Annotated in this window: 19 protein-coding genes and 3 pseudogenes; 10 read left to right on the top strand and 12 right to left on the bottom strand. The window is 59.2% G+C overall.

Annotated elements, in window-relative coordinates:
- Positions 1-68: 68 nt before the first annotated feature.
- On the bottom strand, positions 69-602 hold the full coding sequence (locus KKQ10_RS26465) for a gluconokinase (protein WP_215502771.1): 534 nt from the start codon (positions 600-602) through the stop codon (positions 69-71).
- A 216-nt stretch (positions 603-818) separates the two neighbouring features.
- Here KKQ10_RS26465 and gntR point away from each other — a divergent pair, with 216 nt between their 5' ends.
- Positions 819-1850, top strand: coding sequence for an HTH-type transcriptional regulator GntR (gene gntR, locus KKQ10_RS26460; RefSeq protein ID WP_127651306.1), 1032 nt, complete (start codon positions 819-821; stop codon positions 1848-1850).
- Between the two features lie 143 nt (positions 1851-1993).
- Here the strand turns inward: gntR and KKQ10_RS26455 are convergent, their stop codons facing one another.
- A complete protein-coding gene (locus tag KKQ10_RS26455) occupies positions 1994-2866 on the bottom strand; it encodes a LysR family transcriptional regulator (protein ID WP_215502770.1) in 873 nt (290 codons plus the stop codon).
- A gap of 119 nt (positions 2867-2985) precedes the next feature.
- Between KKQ10_RS26455 and KKQ10_RS26450 the strand changes: the two genes are divergently transcribed.
- The 3 genes from KKQ10_RS26450 (at position 2986) to KKQ10_RS26440 (ending at position 5693) form a co-directional block, all read left to right on the top strand.
- Complete coding sequence (locus KKQ10_RS26450) at positions 2986-3426, top strand: PACE efflux transporter (RefSeq protein ID WP_108589278.1); 441 nt, start codon at positions 2986-2988, stop codon at positions 3424-3426.
- A 125-nt stretch (positions 3427-3551) separates the two neighbouring features.
- Positions 3552-4976, top strand: a complete 1425-nt coding sequence (locus KKQ10_RS26445) for an MFS transporter (protein ID WP_215502769.1) — start codon at positions 3552-3554, stop codon at positions 4974-4976.
- A 156-nt stretch (positions 4977-5132) separates the two neighbouring features.
- The gene (locus KKQ10_RS26440) at positions 5133-5693 is read left to right on the top strand and encodes a hypothetical protein (protein ID WP_215502815.1); all 561 of its coding nucleotides are present in this window, start codon (positions 5133-5135) and stop codon (positions 5691-5693) included.
- Positions 5694-5810: 117 nt separating this feature from the next.
- On the opposite strand, the pseudogene KKQ10_RS28895 reads toward KKQ10_RS26440, so the two are convergent.
- The 3 genes and pseudogenes from KKQ10_RS28895 to KKQ10_RS26430 all read right to left on the bottom strand — a co-directional run.
- Positions 5811-6242: pseudogene (locus KKQ10_RS28895) on the bottom strand (methyl-accepting chemotaxis protein); the annotation flags it as partial.
- A gap of 111 nt (positions 6243-6353) precedes the next feature.
- Positions 6354-7130 (bottom strand): annotated as a pseudogene (locus KKQ10_RS28890) (PAS domain-containing protein); the annotation flags it as partial.
- Between the two features lie 405 nt (positions 7131-7535).
- Complete coding sequence (locus KKQ10_RS26430; RefSeq protein WP_215502767.1) at positions 7536-8426, bottom strand: LysR family transcriptional regulator; 891 nt, start codon at positions 8424-8426, stop codon at positions 7536-7538.
- A gap of 99 nt (positions 8427-8525) precedes the next feature.
- Between KKQ10_RS26430 and gstA the strand changes: the two genes are divergently transcribed.
- Positions 8526-9119 (top strand): glutathione transferase GstA, encoded by a 594-nt coding sequence (gene gstA, locus KKQ10_RS26425; protein WP_215502766.1) that lies wholly within the window; start codon positions 8526-8528, stop codon positions 9117-9119.
- On the opposite strand, the pseudogene KKQ10_RS26420 reads toward gstA, so the two are convergent.
- Positions 9109-9276, bottom strand: a pseudogene (locus KKQ10_RS26420) (fatty acid desaturase); the annotation flags it as partial. The gene gstA and the pseudogene KKQ10_RS26420 sit on opposite strands and share 11 nt — an antisense overlap.
- A 321-nt stretch (positions 9277-9597) precedes the next feature.
- Between KKQ10_RS26420 and KKQ10_RS26415 the strand changes: the two are divergent.
- A complete protein-coding gene (locus KKQ10_RS26415; RefSeq protein WP_215502765.1) occupies positions 9598-10005 on the top strand; it encodes a GNAT family N-acetyltransferase in 408 nt (135 codons plus the stop codon).
- A gap of 81 nt (positions 10006-10086) precedes the next feature.
- On the opposite strand, the gene def is transcribed toward KKQ10_RS26415, so the two are convergent.
- From def to KKQ10_RS26400, 3 genes are all read right to left on the bottom strand, one after another.
- Complete coding sequence (gene def / locus KKQ10_RS26410) at positions 10087-10626, bottom strand: peptide deformylase (protein WP_127651299.1); 540 nt, start codon at positions 10624-10626, stop codon at positions 10087-10089.
- A 2-nt stretch (positions 10627-10628) separates the two neighbouring features.
- On the bottom strand, positions 10629-11579 hold the full coding sequence (locus tag KKQ10_RS26405) for a YihY/virulence factor BrkB family protein (RefSeq protein WP_127651298.1): 951 nt from the start codon (positions 11577-11579) through the stop codon (positions 10629-10631).
- A gap of 167 nt (positions 11580-11746) precedes the next feature.
- A complete protein-coding gene (locus KKQ10_RS26400) occupies positions 11747-11938 on the bottom strand; it encodes a CsbD family protein (RefSeq protein WP_065259333.1) in 192 nt (63 codons plus the stop codon).
- Positions 11939-12134: 196 nt separating this feature from the next.
- On the opposite strand from KKQ10_RS26400, the gene KKQ10_RS26395 reads away from it, so the two are divergent.
- Positions 12135-12512, top strand: a complete 378-nt coding sequence (locus tag KKQ10_RS26395; protein ID WP_007951149.1) for a hypothetical protein — start codon at positions 12135-12137, stop codon at positions 12510-12512.
- Between the two features lie 295 nt (positions 12513-12807).
- On the opposite strand, the gene fadD1 is transcribed toward KKQ10_RS26395, so the two are convergent.
- Together fadD1 and fadD2 are read right to left on the bottom strand one after the other, a co-directional pair.
- On the bottom strand, positions 12808-14505 hold the full coding sequence (gene fadD1 / locus KKQ10_RS26390) for a long-chain-fatty-acid--CoA ligase FadD1 (protein WP_127651297.1): 1698 nt from the start codon (positions 14503-14505) through the stop codon (positions 12808-12810).
- A gap of 350 nt (positions 14506-14855) precedes the next feature.
- Complete coding sequence (gene fadD2 / locus KKQ10_RS26385; RefSeq protein ID WP_215502764.1) at positions 14856-16544, bottom strand: long-chain-fatty-acid--CoA ligase FadD2; 1689 nt, start codon at positions 16542-16544, stop codon at positions 14856-14858.
- A 242-nt stretch (positions 16545-16786) separates the two neighbouring features.
- Here fadD2 and KKQ10_RS26380 point away from each other — a divergent pair, with 242 nt between their 5' ends.
- Positions 16787-17731, top strand: a complete 945-nt coding sequence (locus KKQ10_RS26380; protein WP_215502763.1) for an alpha/beta hydrolase — start codon at positions 16787-16789, stop codon at positions 17729-17731.
- A gap of 43 nt (positions 17732-17774) precedes the next feature.
- Positions 17775-18245 (top strand): MaoC family dehydratase, encoded by a 471-nt coding sequence (locus KKQ10_RS26375; RefSeq protein WP_003227420.1) that lies wholly within the window; start codon positions 17775-17777, stop codon positions 18243-18245.
- A gap of 141 nt (positions 18246-18386) precedes the next feature.
- On the opposite strand, the gene KKQ10_RS26370 is transcribed toward KKQ10_RS26375, so the two are convergent.
- A complete protein-coding gene (locus KKQ10_RS26370) occupies positions 18387-18854 on the bottom strand; it encodes a ferritin-like domain-containing protein (RefSeq protein ID WP_127651294.1) in 468 nt (155 codons plus the stop codon).
- Positions 18855-19060: 206 nt separating this feature from the next.
- On the opposite strand from KKQ10_RS26370, the gene KKQ10_RS26365 reads away from it, so the two are divergent.
- On the top strand, positions 19061-19297 hold the full coding sequence (locus KKQ10_RS26365) for a DUF3820 family protein (RefSeq protein WP_003227425.1): 237 nt from the start codon (positions 19061-19063) through the stop codon (positions 19295-19297).
- Positions 19298-19305: the final 8 nt, after the last annotated feature.

Here is a 19305-nt window from a genome sequence, read left to right as displayed (position 1 = left end):
GGATTGTTGTTGTTATTAAAGCGGGTTAAACAGAAGTCGTGAGGACAGCGCTATCTCTTTCAACACACTCATACCGCCTGTTTCAGACCGTGGGCCTGCCACCAGACGTGAGCCTGTGCTGCCAGTTCTTCAACGCTATGAATCGAAGCATTCAACGCCAGGGTCAACGGCTCGCCCTTGGGCGACTCGAGGGTGGCGAACTGGCTTTCGATCAACGTCGCCGGCATGAAGTGGCCCGGCCGGTGGGATACACGGTCGGCGGCGACTTCCGGGGTCAATTCAAGAAACACGAAGCCCAGGCCCGGCAAGGCACTGCGCAACACTTCGCGATAACTGTGTTTAAGGGCCGAGCAGGTCAGCACCGGGCGTTGGCCTTGTGCATCGACACGGCGCAACTCATCGCACAGGCTGTCGAGCCAGCCGGCGCGGTCGTCGTCGTTCAGGGGGATCCCCGCGCTCATCTTTTCGATGTTGGCGGCCGGATGAAAAGTATCGCCTTCAATGGCAGTGGCGCCGCTCAATTGGCACAGGGCCTCGCTGACGCACGTCTTGCCGCAACCGGCAACGCCCATGATGACCAGGGCGGTGATGGGATGACTCATATAACACCTCAGCGCGCAGACAGCGCTACCTTTGCTAGCTATGACTCTAGTGCACAGGCAGAAGTTGCCGACGCCTTCTTGTCGTTTTTTTGGGTTGCAGCAGGTTTGCGCCCAACGCCAAAAAGCGAAGATCAGGCAGGACCTCGCTTACGCATTTGCAGCTGCATCAGGACAGCGCTACCTTAGTGCCTTGATTTTTGTTTGGCAAGCCGCCCGATGACCACCCCCAAAAACGATAAAAACACGCGCACCACCGGCCGTCCCACCCTCAATGAAGTTGCCCGCCTCGCCGGCGTGAGCCCGATTACCGCCTCCCGTGCCTTGCGCGGGGTCAGTACCGTGGCCACCGAACTGGTGGAAAAAGTCCAGAAAGCCGCACTCGAACTCAACTACGTGGTCAACCCTGCCGCCCGCGCCCTGGCCTCGGCGCAGAGCCATTCGGTGGTGGTGTTGGTGCCGTCGCTGTCCAACCTGTTGTTCATCGATACGCTGGAAGCCATTCATCGGGTTTTGACGCCCAAGGGCTTCGAAGTGCTGATCGGCAACTTCCACTATTCGCGCGATGAAGAAGAAAACCTGCTGCGCAACTACATGGCTTATCAGCCCCGTGGCTTTCTGCTGACCGGGTTTGATCGCACGGAAAGTTCGCGGCGGATGATTGAGAGCAGCAACATTCCCTGCGTGTACATGATGGAACTGGACAGCGCCGCCGGGGTGAACTGCGTGGGGTTCTCCCAGCTCAGCGCCGGCGAAACGGCGGCCGAGCATTTGCTCTCTCGCGGCCGCAAGCGCCTGGCCTACATCGGCGCGCAACTCGATCAGCGCACGTTGTTGCGCGGCGAGGGTTTCCGCAAAGCTCTGCAGAAGGCCGGGCGTTATGACCCCGACCTGGAAGTGCTGACCCCGCGCTCCTCGTCGGTGGGCCTGGGCGGTGAGTTGTTTCTGCAATTGCTGGCGGCGCATCCGGACGTTGATGCGATTTTCTTTGGCAACGACGACCTCGCGCAGGGTGCCTTGCTCGAAGCACTGCGCAACGGGATCAAGATTCCCGAGCAGGTGGCGATTCTCGGTTTCAACGACTTGCCGATGTCCGAGCACATGGTGCCGCGCCTGAGCAGCATCAACACCCCGCGCGAGGCGATTGGCCGGCGCGCGGCGGAGCAGATGCTGACGTTGATGGCCGGCAACAGCGTGGCGCGGCCGGTGCAAGACATGGGCTTTGAACTGAAGATTCGCGAGAGTACCTGACAACGCCTACAAGGATCGCCTGCACGCTGCAAAATCCTGTAGGAGTGAGCCTGCTCGCGATTGCGGTTTTGCAGTGACAGGTTAATTGACTGACACACCGCTATCGCGAGCAGGCTCACTCCTACAGTAAACAGGTGTTGGGTTCAGTGACCGAGCAGTTCGACGAGAGCCAACGCGCCCTTCTGCAACGGCTGGCTCTTGAGCCACACCGCGTGCACCGGCAGCACCAGGCCGTTTTCGATGTTGCGGAAGTTCAGCCGCTTCAAGCGCCCGCTGTCCAGCCACGGCTGCACCACCGACAACGGGAAATTGCCCCAGCCCAGTCCCGCCTCGACCATCTCCAGCGCCGCCTCCAGAGTGTCGGTGCGCCAGTGGGATTCGGCCACCAGTGGCCGGGTTTCGCTGATCGGCAGGTCGCGGCTGGCGACGAAGATCTGCCGCACGTGCACCAGGTCTTCAAGAAACAGATCCTGCCCCTGCAACAACGGACTGTCCGCCGCCAGCGTGGCGATCATTCGTTCGCTGCCGACAAACTGAAAACGCTCCAGCACGTTCATGCTCAACCCGGCAAACGCCAGACACACGCTGACGCGGCCACTGTGCAGCATCGCCAGCACATCGTCCTGCGGCGCGGTCAGCACTTCGATGTCGAGGAGCGGATGGCGCTCGGCAATCACTTTGATCGCGGCAAGCAAGCGGCGACGATCGATGTCCGCAACCACACCGATCGACAACTTGCTCTCCAGCCCCAGCGACAACTCCACCGCATGCACTTGCAGTTGCTTGAGCTGCTCGGCAATCAACCGCGCATGGGGCACCAGTGACAGCGCCATCGCTGTTGGCTGCGGTTCGCGATGACTACGGTCGAATAATGAATAGCCAAGTTCCGCTTCCAGATTGCCGATGCCCATGCTGACCGCCGACGGCACCCGGCCCAGCGCCCGGGCAGCGGCGGAGAACGAGCCGCGTTCGATCACCGCGAGAAACAATTCGATGCTGTCGCTGTTGAAATTCACACCACCACCTATCATCAAAACTGAAAGCTACTGACTTTTTCTGTCACCACTATTGAAGCTATCTTTTGCCGCCTCCGCCAGTTCCGCTGGCCATCGATTGCAAACAGAGGCAAATCCGCATGCAAGGTGTCAAACGCAAACTGGTCTATGTGTCGCTCTACGAAGTGATCGGCATGACCTTCTCCGCCCTCGGCCTGGCGCTGTTGTCCGGCACCTCGCCGGGCAGCACCGGGCCGTTGGCGGTGATCATCACCACCATCGCCGTGACCTGGAACTTCATCTACACCTCGCTGTTCGAACATTGGGAAAGCCGCCAGAAGTCGCGCACGCGCACGGTCAAACGGCGCATCGCCCACGCGGTCGGTTTCCAACTGACGTTAATCGTGTTCCTGATCCCGCTGATCGCGTGGTGGATGAACATCAGCCTGGTGCAGGCGTTCCTGCTGGACCTGGCGCTGATCATCTTCATCCCGTGCTACACGTTCGCCTTCAACTGGCTGTTCGATCGCATCTTCGGCTTGCCGGCGTCGGCGCTGCCCGATTCCGCCGCTGCGGCATAAATCGTTAATTGGCAAACAGTTATTGCAAGAAATCGGCGGCTTTTAGGGGCAAACCGCCGATATTCACAATCCGTAAACTCCGATAGCAGGCTAAGCTTTTCCATCAATAAAAAATGGATCAGCCCATGACTGCTCACACCCCCGCCGCCGCGCAACGCGATGGCATTGACCCGATACGCGCCGCCGAGATTTCCGCCCGCATCGACCGCCTCCCTGCCGTCGCCACGATCTGGCGGCTGGTGGCACTGTTGTCGATCGGCGGTTTCTTCGAACTCTATGACTTGTTCCAGACCGCCTACATCAGCCCCGGGCTGATCCGCGACGGGATCTTCGCCACTGGCAATCAGGGTGTGTTCGGTTTCTCCGATCAGGCGGCGTTTGCTTCGGCGACGTTTCTTGGTCTGTTCCTTGGCGCCAGCCTGCTCAGCCCGTTGGCTGATCGTTTCGGCCGCCGCGCAATCTTCACCTTTGCGCTGGTCTGGTACACGGTCGCCACGGTGCTGATGGGCATTCAAAGCTCGGCGCTGGGGATCATCTGCATGCGCTTTCTGGTGGGCATCGGTCTGGGTATCGAGCTGGTGACCATCGACGCCTACCTCTCGGAACTGGTGCCCAAACGCATGCGCAGCTCAGCGTTTGCCTTCGCCTTTTTCGTGCAGTTTCTGTCGGTGCCGGCGGTGGCGCTGATGTCGTGGTGGCTGGTGCCGCAGGCGCCGTTCGGGGTGTCAGGCTGGCGTTGGGTGGTGCTGGCAAGTGCGGTGTTCGCGCTGTTCATCTGGTGGCTGCGCAAGCGTCTGCCGGAGTCGCCGCGCTGGCTGGCACAACATGGTCGATTCGATGAAGCGAACCGGATTCTCGATGACATCGAAGTACGCTGCGAGAAGGATCACCGCCAACCGCTGGACGCCCCCGAAGCGGTGCCCGTCGACGTCGAGGGCAAGGGCCGTTTCGCCGATATCTGGCAACCGCCGTATCGCCGCCGGGCGTTGATGCTGATCGTCTTTCACGTGTTTCAGGCGATCGGTTTCTTCGGCTTCGGCAACTGGCTGCCGGCGCTTCTGTCGGGCCAAGGCGTCAGCGTCACCCACAGCCTGATGTACGCGTTCATCATCACCCTCGCCTACCCGCTCGGGCCGCTGCTGTTCGTGAAGTTCGCCAACCGTTTCGAGAACAAGTGGCAGATCGTCGGTTCGGCCCTCGGCTCCATGACTTTCGGTACCTTGTTCGCGTTGCAGACCAGCGCCTTCGGCCTGATTTTCTGCGGGGTGATGATCACCTTCTGCAACGCTTGGCTGAGCTTCAGTTATCACTCGTACCAGAGCGAATTGTTCCCGACCAACATCCGCGCCCGGGCGGTGGGGTTCTGCTATTCGTTCAGTCGCCTGTCGACGGTATTCAGCAGCCTGCTGATCGGGCTGTTCCTGGATAACTTCGGCACGCCCGGGGTGCTGGCGTTCATCGTCAGCAGCATGCTGATCGTGATGCTGACCATCGGCTATTTCGGCCCGCGCACGCGCAACCTGGCACTGGAAAACATTGCCCATCGCTGATCACCGCGCGGTCATCCTCTGCCGCCTGACGGCAAGGGATGACCGCCGCACTTCACACGAATAATAATCAAGTCATTGAAATAAAAGGATTTTCATGAAAGGCACGGTAATTGCTCGGATACGCTCGTCAGCAATTATTCATAGGTCCCCATCATGATGTTGGTCAGTGCCAAACAGCAGCAACTCATCCACTTGCCCAAGCGGCTGGCGGAAGACGCGACCACGACCGCCGCTGCCGGTCTGCAAAGCGGCCTGCACGGCGCCATGCTGCAATCGCTGCAGAACCAGACCCGATCGCAAGCCACCGACGCGACCTCCAGGGTCCAGGACTCGGCCACGCAGATCGCCACCCAACAGGTGGCCGCCGCCACGCGCATCAGCGACAACGTCGACGAGGCGTTCGCCAAGACCCGCGTCGGTCTGCAAACCACCGATGCCACGGGCGCCAGCAGCACCGCCGGCACCTCGGCCACCGACGCGTTCAAGGACTACATGAGCAAATCGCCGGAACAGCGTCTGCGCGACAGCATTCTCAAGGACATGGGCATTAGCGAGGAAGACATCCAGGCCATGCCGCCGGAGAAACAACTGGCCATCGGCAAAGAGATCGCCCAGCGCCTGCAGGACAAGATGCAACTGGCTCAGTCGGAGAAAGAGAACGTCAATGACGTCAAGGACAGCGACAAAATGGCGGACAAGTTTCTTGCGGCGCTTTGATTTCAAAGCGGCATAGAAACCCATGCAGGAGCTGCGGCACGCTGCGATCTTTTGAACTTTAAAATCAAGATCAAAAGATCGCAGCGTGCCGCAGCGCCTACAGTCGTTTTTGGGTTGTCAGTTCAGTTGCAGCGTCTCATTGAACTGCCCGATCGCATCCACCACATGCCGCGATCCCTGCTGAATCTCCAGGATCACCTCCCCAGCCTCGTTCGCCAGCTCCACACCCAACCCGGTGCGGCTCAGACTGGACTGCATACTCGACACCGCACTCAGTGACAGGTCATGGTTTTTGCGCACCACCTCGACAATCTCCAGCGTCGCCTGACTGGTGCGCGCCGCAAGACTTCGCACTTCATCCGCCACCACCGCAAACCCGCGCCCATGCTCACCGGCCCGGGCCGCTTCGATGGCGGCGTTGAGCGCCAGCAGATTGGTCTGATCGGCAATCCCGCGAATGGTCTGGACGATGGTGCCGATGATGTCCGATTGCTTGCTGACCGCGTCGATGCTCAGCGCCGCTTCGTTGAGGTCGCGGGAAATGTCCTGAATGATCTGCACTGTCTGCTGCACGACTTGTGAGCCTTTTTGTGCACAGGCGTCGTTTTGTACCGAGGTGCTGTGGGCCGATTCCGCGGCGTTCTGCAGCGTAGTCATCTGCTGGGTGATGTCGCTGGCGAACTTCACGACTTTGTACAGGCGGCCCTTGGCGTCGAACAGCGGGTTGTACGAGGCTTCGAGGTAAACCATCTGCCCGGATTTGTTCTTGCGTTCGAAACGGTGCGAGTGATATTCGCCGCGATTGAGCGACGCCCAGAATGCCTTGTATTGCGCCGACTCAGATTCCGAGCGATGACAAAACAGGCTGTGGTGGTGGCCAACGATTTCATTGAGCGAGTACTGCATCGTTCTGAGAAAGTTGTCGTTGGCGGTAATCACGTTGCCTTCCGGGGTGAACTCGATCACTGCCATCGCACGACTGATCGCCGCCAGCATGCTTTCTTCTTCGTGCTCTTTGTTGACCCGTGCGGTGATGTCCGCCGCCACTTTGATCACACTTTTGACTTGTTTGTCCGGGCCGTGCACCGGCATGTAACTGGCTTCGAGCCAAATCTCCTTGCCGCTTTTGTTCAAGCGCAGAAACGTCCCGCTGATCGGCTCTCCCCGGGCCAGGTCGCGCCATAATCTGGCGTATTCCTCGCTGCGGTAAAACGCTTCTTCACAAAACACCCGGTGATGTTTGCCACGCACTTCCTCGGCGCTGTAACCCATGGTCTTGCAGAAGTTGTCGTTGGCATCCAGAACAATGCCTTCGGGGGTAAATTCGATCATCGCCATCGAGCGGCTGATCGCTTCGAGTTTGGCATTGGCTTCGGTCAAGGCACCGCTGAAACGCTCGATTTCCTGCAGGTCAGCCTTGTGATGTAGGTTGAACATGGTTGTTTCACCTTCCGCGCGGTCTTTTGATTTGATGAAAGTTCAGGTCTTTCAGAATCCACCACTACGTTCCACAGAACAGGCACACGCATTCCTCCACTGGAGGAAGTTGTCAGGTGATAAATGATGTTTAATCCGAGCATCCATGCAACGACGCTCTCATCAAGACATCCTTCTCTTGATAGCCCGCGAGCGGGCCAGCCCTAACGTGCAGAAGAACTTCCATGTAAAAACAGGTTCCTTGTTGGTTCAGTGTCCGGTGCCTTTGAATGCGCACTCTGGCAGCGTTGAATCATGGCTAACATGACGGTCGACATAGTTAGTTACAGCTAGCATAGCCAGCGCCATGCGGTGCGCAAGGCCACTAGTCGGCCAGTATCTGGCACTTTTTGCACAAGAAACGGTTCAGCGCATCGTCGCGCGAGCCGTATCTGCCACCAGATCCAGCAAGGCCTGCACCGCCGGTGAAGGCGTCTGCCCCGCAGGCAGCACCAGCGAAAACACTCGTTCGATGCGTGGCGTCAGGGCAAGGATCCGCAACCCCTGCCGGTCAGCCGGCAAGGTCATTTCCGGCACCAGGGTCACGCCGAGGTGTTCCCGGACCAGGGTGAAGGCGCTGTTCCACTCGCGCACCTCGACCCGCACATCTTGCAACTGCAACCCCGCGGCGACGGCGAGGCTGCGGGCGTTGGTCGAGCAACCACCGGTGGCCAGCACAAACGGCAATGCCACCAGTTCTTGCAGGCTGACGCCTTGCTCGGCGCCTCGCAGCGCGAGTGGATGCCCCGCCGGCACCACCGCCACCCAGGCGTCGCGACCCAACGGCCCGGCATTGCGCTCGGGCGCCGGGTTGAGCACTACGCCGACGTCCACCAGACCGGCCGCGAGCAAGGTCTCCACCTCGTCGTCGCTGACCTCCAGCGCCACCACTTCGATGCCCGGGTACAGGCGATTGAACTGGCGCAGCAGCGGCGGAAGAAAACTCGCCAGCACCATGGGAAAACTCGCCAGACGGATCGTCCCGCGCAGCATCGGCCGCACGCTGTCGACGGTCTGGCGAATGGTTTCCAGCGCGCCGAGCATCAGCCGCGCCTGTTCGATCACCGGTAGACCAATCGCGGTGGGCAAGGTCTTGCGGTTTTCGCGGCTGAACAACTGCACGCCGAGGGTTTCTTCCATCAATGCCAGGGCCTGGCTGGCGCCGGACTGCGTCATGCCGACCCGTTCGGCCGCGCGCGTGATGTTGCCGTGATCGGCCACGGCGACCACCAGCCGCCAATGCATCAGGTTCATCATGCCAGTAGCTGTCCTTATGGCTGCTTTCTGAAAGATTAATTTTACCGAGGGTACGCGGCACTATGACACTGGCGTCAGATCCCCACCAGAGAGCTGCCGATGAAGCTGTATTACGCCCCGCAAGCCTGTTCGCTGGCGCCGCATATTGTGTTGCGCGAACTGAAACTGCCCTTCGTGCTGATCCGCGTCGACAATCGCAGCAAGCGCACCGCCAGCGGCGAAGACTTCCTCGCGATCAATCCCAAGGGTTACGTCGCAGCCCTGCAACTGGACAACGGCGCGGTGCTGAGCGAAGGCCCGGCGATCCTGCAATACCTGGCGGATCTGCAGCCGCAATCGGGGCTGGCACCGGCGCCCGGCAGTTTCGAACGGGTGCGCTTGCAGGAGTGGCTGAACTTCGTTTCGAGCGAGATCCATGGTGGCCTCGGTGCACTGTTTGACGAACGTCTGCCGGGCGAGGTGATCAAGGAGAAATTGTTCAGGCGCTTTGCGGTGTTGGTTGCGGTGCTGGAGCAGCAGGACTATTTGCTGCCGAGCGGCTTCAGCGTGGCGGATGCATTGCTGTTTGTGGTGCTGCGCTGGGCGGGATTGTTTGACATTGAACTGGCGCAGTGGCCGGCGTTGGCGCGGTTTCAGGCACGGGTTGAGCAGCGGCCGACGGTGATGGCGGCGTTGGCCGCGGAAGCGTGCTAAAGCCACGGCCGAGCCAATGGCTGTTGAGCATGATGGCGAACCAGCCGCTGTACACGCCGATCAGCAGCAACCAGGTCGGCCATTCGGTGCGGGCGGTGAAGCGTTGGCGCAGGGTTTCGATCTGTTGCCGATGATCGGCGTCGAAATAATGGGACATGGCATTGCTCGGAACGGGGATCTTCCCCTTCTGTGCAACGATGCTGCGCCATCTTGCAGAACTTTTCGCTGAGGCGGGAGCCCGAAAACCAGGCTCCCGAGGGACGTGATCAATGACCGAAAATATCGACCTTCTTGGCCTTCTTCTCTGCACGTTTTTCAATGGCGGTCTTGGCCGGCTTCTTCTTCGCGGCTTTCTTTGAATCCATACCTTTGGACATGATGCGTACTCCACTCATAGGGATGTAGGCTCAGGTATACACCTATCCAGCGTCGCCCGTTCTTTTATAATCGGCGCTTTGCCCGCCGCCAGTCCGATCCCATGCCCGATACCCAGTACAGTCTGCTAGACGCCTCCCTATGGCCGTTGATGAACAAGTTCTACCGCAGCCACCAATCGTCGATGAAGGCCGTGCGCGATGCGCAACTGTGGGTGGCACGGCGCGAGGAGATCGTCGCCGCGTTGTGCTTGCGGTCGGTGGCGGGCGGGTATTGGTTGACCGGGTTGTTTGTCGATCCGGGCTGCCGTGAACAGGGAATTGCCGCGCAGTTGATCGCTGCTGCGGTGAAGGACTTGCAGGAGCCGGTGTGGCTGTTCTGCCATCCGGATTTGCGCGGGTTCTATGAGCGCCGCGGCTTCAGCTTCGACCCCATCCTGCCCTACGCGCTGGCCGAGCGGTTGAGCCGGTATGCGCGGAGCAAGCCGATGATTGCGATGGGGCTTGTTTGAAGATCAAAAGATCGCAGCCTGCGGCAGCTCCTACACCAATCTCTGTAGGAGCTGCCGCAGGCTGCGATCTTTTGATTTTGCTTAATCGTCAGCTGTGGGATCGAGATCCGGGAACATCACTTCGGTAAAACCGAACTTGCTGAAATCGGTGATGCGCGACGGATACAAGCGGCCGATCAGGTGATCGCACTCATGCTGCACCACCCGCGCATGAAAGCCCGATGCCACGCGCACGATCGGTTCACCCTTGGGATCAAAGCCTTCGTAGCGAATCTGCTGATAACGATCCACCGCGCCGCGTAGACCGGGCACCGACAGGCAGCCTTCGAAGCCCTCTTCGGTCAGCGGGCTCAACGGCGTGATCAGCGGATTGATCAGGATCGTCTGCGGCACCGCTTCAGCGTCGGGGTAGCGTTCGCTGTGCTCGAAACCGAAGATCACCAGTTGCAGGTCGACGCCGATCTGCGGCGCAGCCAGGCCAACGCCACCGACACTTTCCATGGTCTGGAACATATCGTCGATCAGTTGCCACAGCTCAGGGCTGTCGAACATCGCGGCCGGCACCGGCGGGGCGATGCGCAGCAGACGTTCGTCGCCCATTTTGAGGATTTCACGAATCATGATCAGGCTTCGTCAGTGTCCGGCTTGAGCGAATGATCGCGCCCCAGGCCCGAGACATGTTGTTTGGGATGTTCATCGAGTTCGCCCGGGACTTTCTCTCCCGAGTTCTTGCCCTCGCTGGACAAGTGTTCGATCACCGCATTCATCTCGGCCCCGAGCAGCAGCACCGCCGACGAAATATAGAAATACAGCAACAACACGATGATCGCCCCGATGCTGCCATACATCGCGTTGTAGTTGGCGAAGGTTTTGACGTAGAACGCAAACCCCAGCGAGGCGATGATCCACACCACCACGGCCAGCACCGAGCCTGGGGTGATGAAGCGGAATTCCTGTTTGACGTCGGGCATCACATAGTAGATCAGCGCCACGGCGACCATCATCAGAATCACGATCACCGGCCAGCGCGCAATCGTCCACACGGTGACGATGAAGTCTTCCAGCCCCACCTGCGCGGCAATCCAGCCCATCACCTGCGGCCCGAGCACCATCAGCGCCGCCGCCGCCAGCAACATGCCGGCAATACCGATGGTGTAGAACACCGACAGCGGAAAGCGCTTCCAGATCGGCCGGCCTTCGACCACATCGTAGGCGGCGTTCATCGCGCTCATCATCAGGCGCACGCCGGCAGACGCGGTGTACAGGGCGATGACGATACCGACCGAGAGCAAGCCGCCCTTGGACTGCTGCAACTGATCGATCACCGGGTTGACCTGCTCCAGCGCCTGCGGTGGCAGCACCAGTTCCGATTGCAGGCGCAACCAGCTGAAAAAGTCCGGCAGGTGCAGGAAACCGATCAGGGCAATCAGGAACAAAATGAACGGGAACAGCGAAAACAGCATCTGGTAGGCCAGTGCCGAGGCGTAGGTCGACATCTCGTCGTCGATGAATTCGGTGACCGTGCGCACCATCACCCGGTGCAGGGGCAGACCTTTCATGTCCGGAAAAATCATTCGCGTCTCCTTTCGCCGCAATACAGGTTGAAGTCGTGGCGACTCAGGGGCCGTTTTTTACATCACGGTAGCCTACTTGGCGACCTTCGTGGATGATCGTCTGGTTTTGACACAAAAACGGCCATCCTTGGATGGCCGTTCCTGTCATTCGTTCAAGCAAGGCTCGATTACGCCTTGTCGACGCCTTTCTTGATGGCGTCCTTGGCTTTGCCCACCGCTTGCTGGGCCTCGCCTTTTTTCTCTTGCAGCTTGCCTTCGGCTTGCAGTCTGGTGTTGTCGGTGGCTTTACCGACGCCTTGCTTGACGTTGCCGACGGCTTCGTTGGCCATGCCTTTTACTTTATCGCCTGTGCTACTCATGGTGTTTCTCCTGGGTGCATTGAAGGGGAAAAGTCAGTACGTAAAGGTTGACCGGGCGGGTTTGCCACGAGTTTCATTTATTTTCGCCCTTCATTTCGTCGTACAACGCAGGTTGGGCTTTATGTTTGCCCCTCAAGCCCCGAGAATGCGCACCTATGGGCGCCGTGCGCCAACGATCAGATCCCGCAGGAATGTTATGAAACTCGATAAAAAGCAGGCCATTGCCCGTCGCAACCAGGAACTGGGCGGTGCTGTGCTCGGCACCAACAACTGCCACTTCGCCGAACTGAACCGCAACCGCAACATCTGGTGGTTCGACCTGCCGGTGTCGCGCCTGGCGATCGGTCAGTACGAGTGGATTCACCTGCTGATGCACACCCCGGCCACCGACGAACTGCTGCACCTGAAAGTGCCAACGGTGTTCCTGCGTGAAAAGCTCGAAGGCCTGGTGATTCGCAACGAAGGCAAGCGCAAGGCAGCGTTGAGCCTGGAATTGAGTGCAGACAAGGATTCGTACCTGCAGGACATGCGTCCGGCGGGGACCAACGTGAACTTCGCGCCGTTCCGCCAGTAACAGCAAAAGATCGCAGCCTTCGGCAGCTCCTGCACTGAACGCTGCAGGAGCTGCCGAAGGCTGCGATCTTTTGATCTTTTTTTACAAAGAAAAGCCCCGCATCTGCGTAATGCTGTTCACTTAAGCCCGACACTGTGACTGTGGCGAGGGAGCTTGCTCCCGCTGGGCTGCGTAGCAGTCCCTCTTTTGGGGCCGCTTCGCGACCCAGCGGGAGCAAGCTCCCTCGCCACGGGTTTCAATTGAACGCAAAATTTCTTAAGTGAGCAGCATTACCGCATCTGCGGGGCTTTTTGTTTTACGCGGCGTTCTTCGCCTTGATCTTTTTCAGCTCTTCGTCACGCAACTCGCGGCGCAGGATCTTGCCGACGTTGGTGGTCGGCAGTGCATCGCGGAACTCCACCGAACGCGGCACCTTGTAGCCGGTGACGTTGGCGCGCATGTGCTCCATCACGGTTTCCTTGGTCAGGGTCACGCCCGGCTTGGCGACGATGAAAATCTTGATCGCCTCGCCCGATTTCTCGTCCGGCACACCGATGGCGGCGCACTGCAACACGCCCGGCAAAGTCGCCAGCACATCTTCCAGCTCATTCGGATAGACGTTGAAACCAGAGACCAGAATCATGTCTTTCTTGCGATCGACGATGCGCATGTAGCCATCGGGCTGGATCAGCGCGATGTCACCGGTCTTCAGCCAGCCTTCACTGTCGAGGATCTCGTCGGTGGCTTCCTGACGCTGCCAGTAGCCCTTCATCACCTGCGGGCCCTTGACGCACAGTTCGCCGATTTCGCCCATGGGCTGCTCGACACCGGCATCGTCGATGACTTTGCACAGGGTCGACGGCACCGGAATGCCGATGGTGCCGATCTGGATGTTCTGAATCGGGTTGACCGTGGCCACCGGGCTGGTTTCGGTCATGCCGTAACCTTCGCAGATCGAGCAACCGGTCACCGCTTTCCAACGCTCGGCGGCGGCCAGTTGCAGGGCCATGCCGCCGGACAGGGTGACTTTCAGGTTGGAGAAATCCAGCTTGCGGAAGCCTTCGTTGTTGCACAGCGCCACGAACAGTGTGTTCAGGCCGACAAAACCGCTGAACTTCCACTTCGACAGTTCCTTGACCATCGCCGGCAGATCGCGCGGGTTGCTGATCAGGATGTTGTGGTTGCCGATCAGCATCATCGCCATGCAATGAAAGGTGAACGCATAGATGTGGTACAGCGGCAGCGGCGTGATCAGGATCTCGCAACCTTCGTTGAGGTTGGAGCCCATCAGCGCCTTGCACTGCAGCATGTTGGCGACGAGGTTGCGATGAGTGAGCATCGCGCCCTTGGCCACGCCGGTGGTGCCGCCGGTGTATTGCAGCACCGCGACATCGCTGCTGTGCGGATTGGCTTCGGCCACAGGCTGGCCGTGGCCCTTGCTCAACACGTCGTTAAACTTGACGGCCTTGGGCAGGTGATACGCCGGCACCATCTTCTTCACGTACTTGATCACGCTGTTGATCAGCAGGCGCTTGACCGGCGGCAGCAGGTCGGCGACTTCGGTGACGATAACGTGCTTGACCCCGGTTTTCGGCACTACGGCTTCGGCCAGGTGCGCCATGTTCGCCAGGCAAACCAGGGCTTTGGCGCCGGAGTCGTTGAATTGGTGTTCCATTTCCCGCGCGGTGTACAGCGGGTTGGTGTTGACCACGATCAGCCCGGCGCGGATCGCACCGAAGACGGCGACCGGGTACTGCAGAACGTTGGGCAGTTGCACGGCGATTCGATCACCGGGCTGCAAGTCGGTATGCTGTTGCAGATACGCGGCAAACGCACCGGACAACTCGTACAGTTCACCGTAGGTGATTGTCTTGCCCAGGTTGCTGAAAGCCGGTTTGTTGGCGAAGCGTTGGCAGGATTGCTTCAACACTGCCTGAATATTCGGGTACTCGTCTGGATTGATGTCGGCAGCAATTCCAGCCGGGTATTTATCCTTCCAAAAGTCTTCGATCATGGAAGCCCACTCCTCAGCAACGCGAATTCTTCACCGCATTTGATGCGATTATTATTGGTGTGTGTTTTGTATTGGTGAATCTGGCTTTTATACAGGCCGAGAAGTCACAAAGCGCGCCGAGAGTAGCAGCTTTGGCAAGGGCCGACTAGAGCCAAAAGCGGCCTTCATGGTCACTTTAATGACTCAAGACTTTCTAACGGTCATTTTAGAGCAAAAATCCTATAACACCCTGAAAGCCCCGGATTCAGGGGACTTCAAAGCAAAAGATCGCAGCCTTCGGCAGTTCCTACAGGGAACGCATTCCAATGTAGGAGCTGCCGAAGGCTGCGATCTTTTCGCTTCCGGGTTTTCTATGCGATATCGCGCAACTCCCGCCGCAGAATCTTGCCGACCGGCGTCATCGGCAATGACTCACGCAGCACGATGTGTTTCGGCACCTTGTAGGCGGTGAAATTCTCTTTGCAGTACGCCTTGAGCTCCTCGAGGCTGACCCCGCTTTCCCGCGCCACCACAAACAGCTTCACCGCCTCCCCCGAACGTTCGTCCGGCACACCGATCACCGCGCAGTTGGCGACTTTCGGGTGGGCCATGACCACGTCTTCGATCTCGTTGGGGTACACGTTGAAACCGGAGACGATGATCATGTCCTTCTTGCGGTCGACGATGCGCACGAAGCCGTCCGGGTCGATCACCGCGACGTCACCGGACTTGAACCAGCCTTCGGCATCCAGCACTTCGGCGGTGGCTTCGGGCTTGTGCCAGTAGCCTTTCATGATCTGCGGGCCTTTGATGCACAACTCGCCACGCTCGCCCATCGGCTGCTCGACACCCTCGTCATTGATGACTTTCAACAACGTGCCCGGCACCGGCAGGCCGACTGTGCCCAGGCGCGATTTGTCGCCATACGGGTTGGTGCAGGCCACTGGCGACGTTTCGGTAAGGCCATAACCTTCGGTGATGCGGCAACCGGTGATCTGCTCCCAGCGCTCGGCGGTAGCCTTGACCAGCGCGGTGCCACCGGAGTTGGTCAGCTTGAGGCTGGAGAAATCCAGGGTCTTGAAGTCCGGGTGATCCATCAGCGCGACAAACAGGGTGTTGAGCCCCAGCAACGCCGAAAAGCGCCAGTTCTTCAGCTCCTTGATGAAGCCTGCGATGTCTCGCGGATTGGTGATCAGCACGTTGTGATTGCCGGACACCATCATGCACATGCAATTCGCGGTGAAAGCATAGATGTGATACAGCGGCAGCGGCGCCACCATCACCTCCTGCCCTTCGCGCAACAAAGGTTGGCCGTCAGGCCCCAACTGCGCCAGACACGCGCGCACCTGCTGCATGTTCGCCACGAGGTTGCCGTGGGTCAGCATGGCGCCTTTGGCCAGGCCGGTGGTGCCGCCGGTGTATTGCAACACGGCGATGTCGTCGAGGCCGACTTTCAACGGCTTGATGCCCAGGCCGCGACCCAGGCGCAGCGCACTCTTGAAGGAAATGGCCTGCGGCAGCGAATACGCCGGGACCATTTTTTTCACTTTGCTGAACACGGTGTTGATCAGCCAGCCCTTGGCGGTGGGCATCAAGTCGCCCATCTTTGCTTCGATCAGGTATTGCAGGTCCATGTCGGGCAGCACTTCCTGGACCTTCTGCCCGAACATGTTCAGGTACACCAGCGCCCGCGCACCCGAGTCCTTGAACTGGTGGCGCATCTCGCGCGCGGTGTACAGCGGGTTGGTGTTGACCACGATCAGCCCGGCGCGCAAGGCGCCGAACACGGCAATCGGATATTGCAGCACATTGGGCATCTGCACCGCGATGCGATCCCCCGGCACCAGATCGGTGTGGGCTTGCAGGTAACCGGCGAACGCCGCGCTGTAGCGCTCCAGCTCAGCGTAGGTCAGGGTCACGCCCATGTTGCTGAAGGCCGGACGGTCCGCGAACTTCTTGCAGGAACGCTCAAACACCTCGATCACCGACTTGAACTCGCCCATGTCGATGTCCAGCGGTACGCCAGCGGGGCGTTTGTCATTCCAGAAATCAGGTTGCATTGTTCTTGTCCTCTTTACCTGAATCGATCCGGGAGCCGCTTTTCTGCTCTTTCGCTGTTATCCCTTAAAAGCAAAAAGCAAAAAGCGGAGCTTCACGGACACTAGCAGTTATGGCCATTGAGGCAAATATGGGCGATGGCGACATTGATCGTATGAATCTTCCTGCCGTGGCGTGAGCTGATCGGACGCGCTATACAATGCTACGACTGCGGGCCGTTACCGCTCGATAAAAAGGAATTGCCATGATCCACCACGCCTTCTGGCTGGACGCGAGTGACCGCAGCCGCCTCTTCGTCAACCAGTGGCTGCCGGCCGCACCCTTGAAAGCGGTGATCCTGCTGGCCCACGGCATGGCCGAACACAGCGCGCGCTACGAGCGCCTGGCGCAAGCGTTTTGCGCACAAGGTTACGGGGTGTACGCCCCGGACCTGCGCGGCCATGGCAGGACGGCTGATAACGGCACGCTCGGGCATTTCGCCGATGACGATGGCTGGTGCAAGGTGATCGGCGATCTGGCCAGCCTCAATCAGCACATTGGCCAGCAGCACCCCGATGTGCCAATCATCCTGCTCGGGCACAGCATGGGCAGCTACCTCGCCCAGGGCTATCTGCTGCATCACAGCGCCAGCCTGCACGGGGCGATTCTCAGCGGTTCGAATTTCCAGCCAGTGGCGCTCTACGGCGCAGCGCGACAGATCGCCCGTTTCGAGAAACTGCGTCAGGGCGGCAAGGGGCGCAGCGCGTTGATCGAGTGGTTGTCGTTCGGCTCGTTCAACAAGCAATTCAAACCGGCACGCACGCCGTTCGACTGGCTGAGCCGCGACCCGGTCGAGGTCGATCGGTATGCCAACGACCCGTTATGCGGCTTTCGCTGCACCAATCAATTGTGGATCGATCTGCTCGGTGGCTTGCAGCAGATCAGCAAAGCGTCCAATCTCGCCCAGATCGACCCGGGCCTGCCGCTGCTGGTGATCGGCGGTGAATGTGATCCGGTGAGCGAAGGCAAGCGTCTGACAGATCTGGCCAATGCCTTGCGCACGGCCGGCAGCCAGAACCTGCAACTGAAGATCTACCCGCAGGCGCGGCACGAATTGTTCAATGAAACCAATCGCGACGAAGTGATTGCCGATGTGCTGACCTGGATCGACCAGGCCCTGCGCCATCGGCGCCCTCACCGCAGCGAATAATTTTTTGTGGATTCACTTTAATTCGTCACAGGAATCAAGACCGATGACCCAGGTTACCAATATCCCTTACGAAGCCCTCGAAGTCGGCCAGACCGCCAGCTACAGCAAGACCGTCGAAGAGCGCGACATTCAGCTGTTCGCCGCGATGTCGGGCGACCACAACCCGGTGCACCTGGACGCCGAGTTCGCTGCGGCCAGCATGTTCAAGGAGCGCATCGCCCACGGCATGTTCAGCGGTGCACTGATCAGCGCCGCGGTCGCGTGCGAGCTGCCTGGGCCGGGCACCATCTACATCGGTCAGCAGATGAGTTTTCAGAAGCCGGTGAAAATTGGTGACACCCTGACCGTGCGCCTGGAAATTCTCGAGAAGCTGCCGAAGTTTCGCGTTCGCATCGCCACTCGCGTGTTCAACCAGCGTGATGAACTGGTCGTGGATGGCGAGGCTGAGATCCTCGCGCCGCGCAAGCAGCAGACTGTGACATTGCCGACGCTGCCGGCGATCAGCATCGGCTGATTGAAAAGATCGCAGCCTTCGGCAGCTCCTACAGGGGAACGCATTCCAAGGTAGGAGCTGCCGCAGGCTGCGATCTTTGGCTTTTCCCTCACGCATAAAAAAACGCCAGACTAGCTGGCGTTTTTTGTAACCTGCGAACCCTTACGAACGGGCACGAGCCTGGTTACGCAGAGCTTTCACCTGATCGTGATTGCGTTGCACGCCATGGTACTGGCGCTCAACCAGGTCACGAATACCGACCAGGCTGTGCTTGTTGATTTTCTCGATGGCTTCGCGATAAGCCTTCAGGGCGTGGTCTTCACCGCGCTCGGCTTCGTTGAGCACAGCCTCTTCGTCCTTGCCGGTGAACATGGCTTTGACGTCGACCCAGCGACGGTGCAGGTCACCGCTGACGCTGGTGGAGGTTTCCGGATCACCGCCCATCGAACGCACGGTGGCTTGCAGTTCGGCAGCGGCGGTGGCGCAATCGGCCGAGCGCTTGGCGAACAGCGCCTTGAGTTCCGGATGCTTGATGTCTTCGGCGCAAGTCTTGAACCCTTCCTGACCGTCCTTGCTGGTTTCGATCAGGTCGTTGAGTACAGAGATGGCTTCTTTATTCATGTCAGTCATTTTTCAATTCCTTGCGGTTGGTTGAAGATGCAAGGGTTATTGCAGTGTGCGTGCCAGCTTTCCAAACAGATTATTTTAGTTATTTATCAATGACTTAAAAATAAATGAACCATCTGTATCACGGTTATTTGCATGATCTGTCATTTGGCCTGCATGCAGAATGCCTGTATTTTCCAGAGTGTTTTGAATCCAGATGATTGCCATTGATGAATCCCGAAAAGCTTGAACTGTTGATCACCCGTGAAATGCCCTTCGGCAAGTACAAGGGCCGGATCATTGCCGACCTGCCGGGGCCCTATCTGAACTGGTTCGCCCGCGAAGGCTTCCCGCATGGCGAACTCGGTGGACTGCTGGCGCTGATGCAGGAAATCGACCATAACGGTCTGTCGGACCTGCTCGAGCCGTTACGCGCCAAACACGGCAAACCTGCCCCGCGCCACTGAAGCGCCCT

It is taken from the genome of Pseudomonas sp. MG-9, from assembly GCF_018729515.1.
GTDB classification, from domain to species: Bacteria; Pseudomonadota; Gammaproteobacteria; order Pseudomonadales; family Pseudomonadaceae; genus Aquipseudomonas; species Aquipseudomonas serboccidentalis.
Note: the sequence above shows the minus strand (reverse complement) of the source record. Positions and strands in the feature narration are given on the sequence as shown.

What these genes read in the sequence shown, in the direction of transcription:
- KKQ10_RS26400 (WP_065259333.1), bottom strand. Translation starts at nt 11,938, where the DNA reads ATGAGTAGCACAGGCGATAAAGTAAAAGGCATGGCCAACGAAGCCGTC.
- KKQ10_RS26375 (WP_003227420.1), top strand. Translation starts at nt 17,775, where the DNA reads ATGACCCAGGTTACCAATATCCCTTACGAAGCCCTCGAAGTCGGCCAG.
- def (WP_127651299.1), bottom strand. Translation starts at nt 10,626, where the DNA reads ATGATTCGTGAAATCCTCAAAATGGGCGACGAACGTCTGCTGCGCATC.
- KKQ10_RS26395 (WP_007951149.1), top strand. Translation starts at nt 12,135, where the DNA reads ATGAAACTCGATAAAAAGCAGGCCATTGCCCGTCGCAACCAGGAACTG.
- KKQ10_RS26365 (WP_003227425.1), top strand. Translation starts at nt 19,061, where the DNA reads ATGAATCCCGAAAAGCTTGAACTGTTGATCACCCGTGAAATGCCCTTC.
- fadD2 (WP_215502764.1), bottom strand. Translation starts at nt 16,544, where the DNA reads ATGCAACCTGATTTCTGGAATGACAAACGCCCCGCTGGCGTACCGCTG.
- KKQ10_RS26440 (WP_215502815.1), top strand. Translation starts at nt 5,133, where the DNA reads ATGTTGGTCAGTGCCAAACAGCAGCAACTCATCCACTTGCCCAAGCGG.
- KKQ10_RS26445 (WP_215502769.1), top strand. Translation starts at nt 3,552, where the DNA reads ATGACTGCTCACACCCCCGCCGCCGCGCAACGCGATGGCATTGACCCG.
- KKQ10_RS26465 (WP_215502771.1), bottom strand. Translation starts at nt 602, where the DNA reads ATGAGTCATCCCATCACCGCCCTGGTCATCATGGGCGTTGCCGGTTGC.
- KKQ10_RS26380 (WP_215502763.1), top strand. Translation starts at nt 16,787, where the DNA reads ATGATCCACCACGCCTTCTGGCTGGACGCGAGTGACCGCAGCCGCCTC.
- KKQ10_RS26370 (WP_127651294.1), bottom strand. Translation starts at nt 18,854, where the DNA reads ATGACTGACATGAATAAAGAAGCCATCTCTGTACTCAACGACCTGATC.
- gstA (WP_215502766.1), top strand. Translation starts at nt 8,526, where the DNA reads ATGAAGCTGTATTACGCCCCGCAAGCCTGTTCGCTGGCGCCGCATATT.
- KKQ10_RS26450 (WP_108589278.1), top strand. Translation starts at nt 2,986, where the DNA reads ATGCAAGGTGTCAAACGCAAACTGGTCTATGTGTCGCTCTACGAAGTG.
- gntR (WP_127651306.1), top strand. Translation starts at nt 819, where the DNA reads ATGACCACCCCCAAAAACGATAAAAACACGCGCACCACCGGCCGTCCC.
- KKQ10_RS26430 (WP_215502767.1), bottom strand. Translation starts at nt 8,426, where the DNA reads ATGATGAACCTGATGCATTGGCGGCTGGTGGTCGCCGTGGCCGATCAC.
- fadD1 (WP_127651297.1), bottom strand. Translation starts at nt 14,505, where the DNA reads ATGATCGAAGACTTTTGGAAGGATAAATACCCGGCTGGAATTGCTGCC.
- KKQ10_RS26415 (WP_215502765.1), top strand. Translation starts at nt 9,598, where the DNA reads ATGCCCGATACCCAGTACAGTCTGCTAGACGCCTCCCTATGGCCGTTG.
- KKQ10_RS26405 (WP_127651298.1), bottom strand. Translation starts at nt 11,579, where the DNA reads ATGATTTTTCCGGACATGAAAGGTCTGCCCCTGCACCGGGTGATGGTG.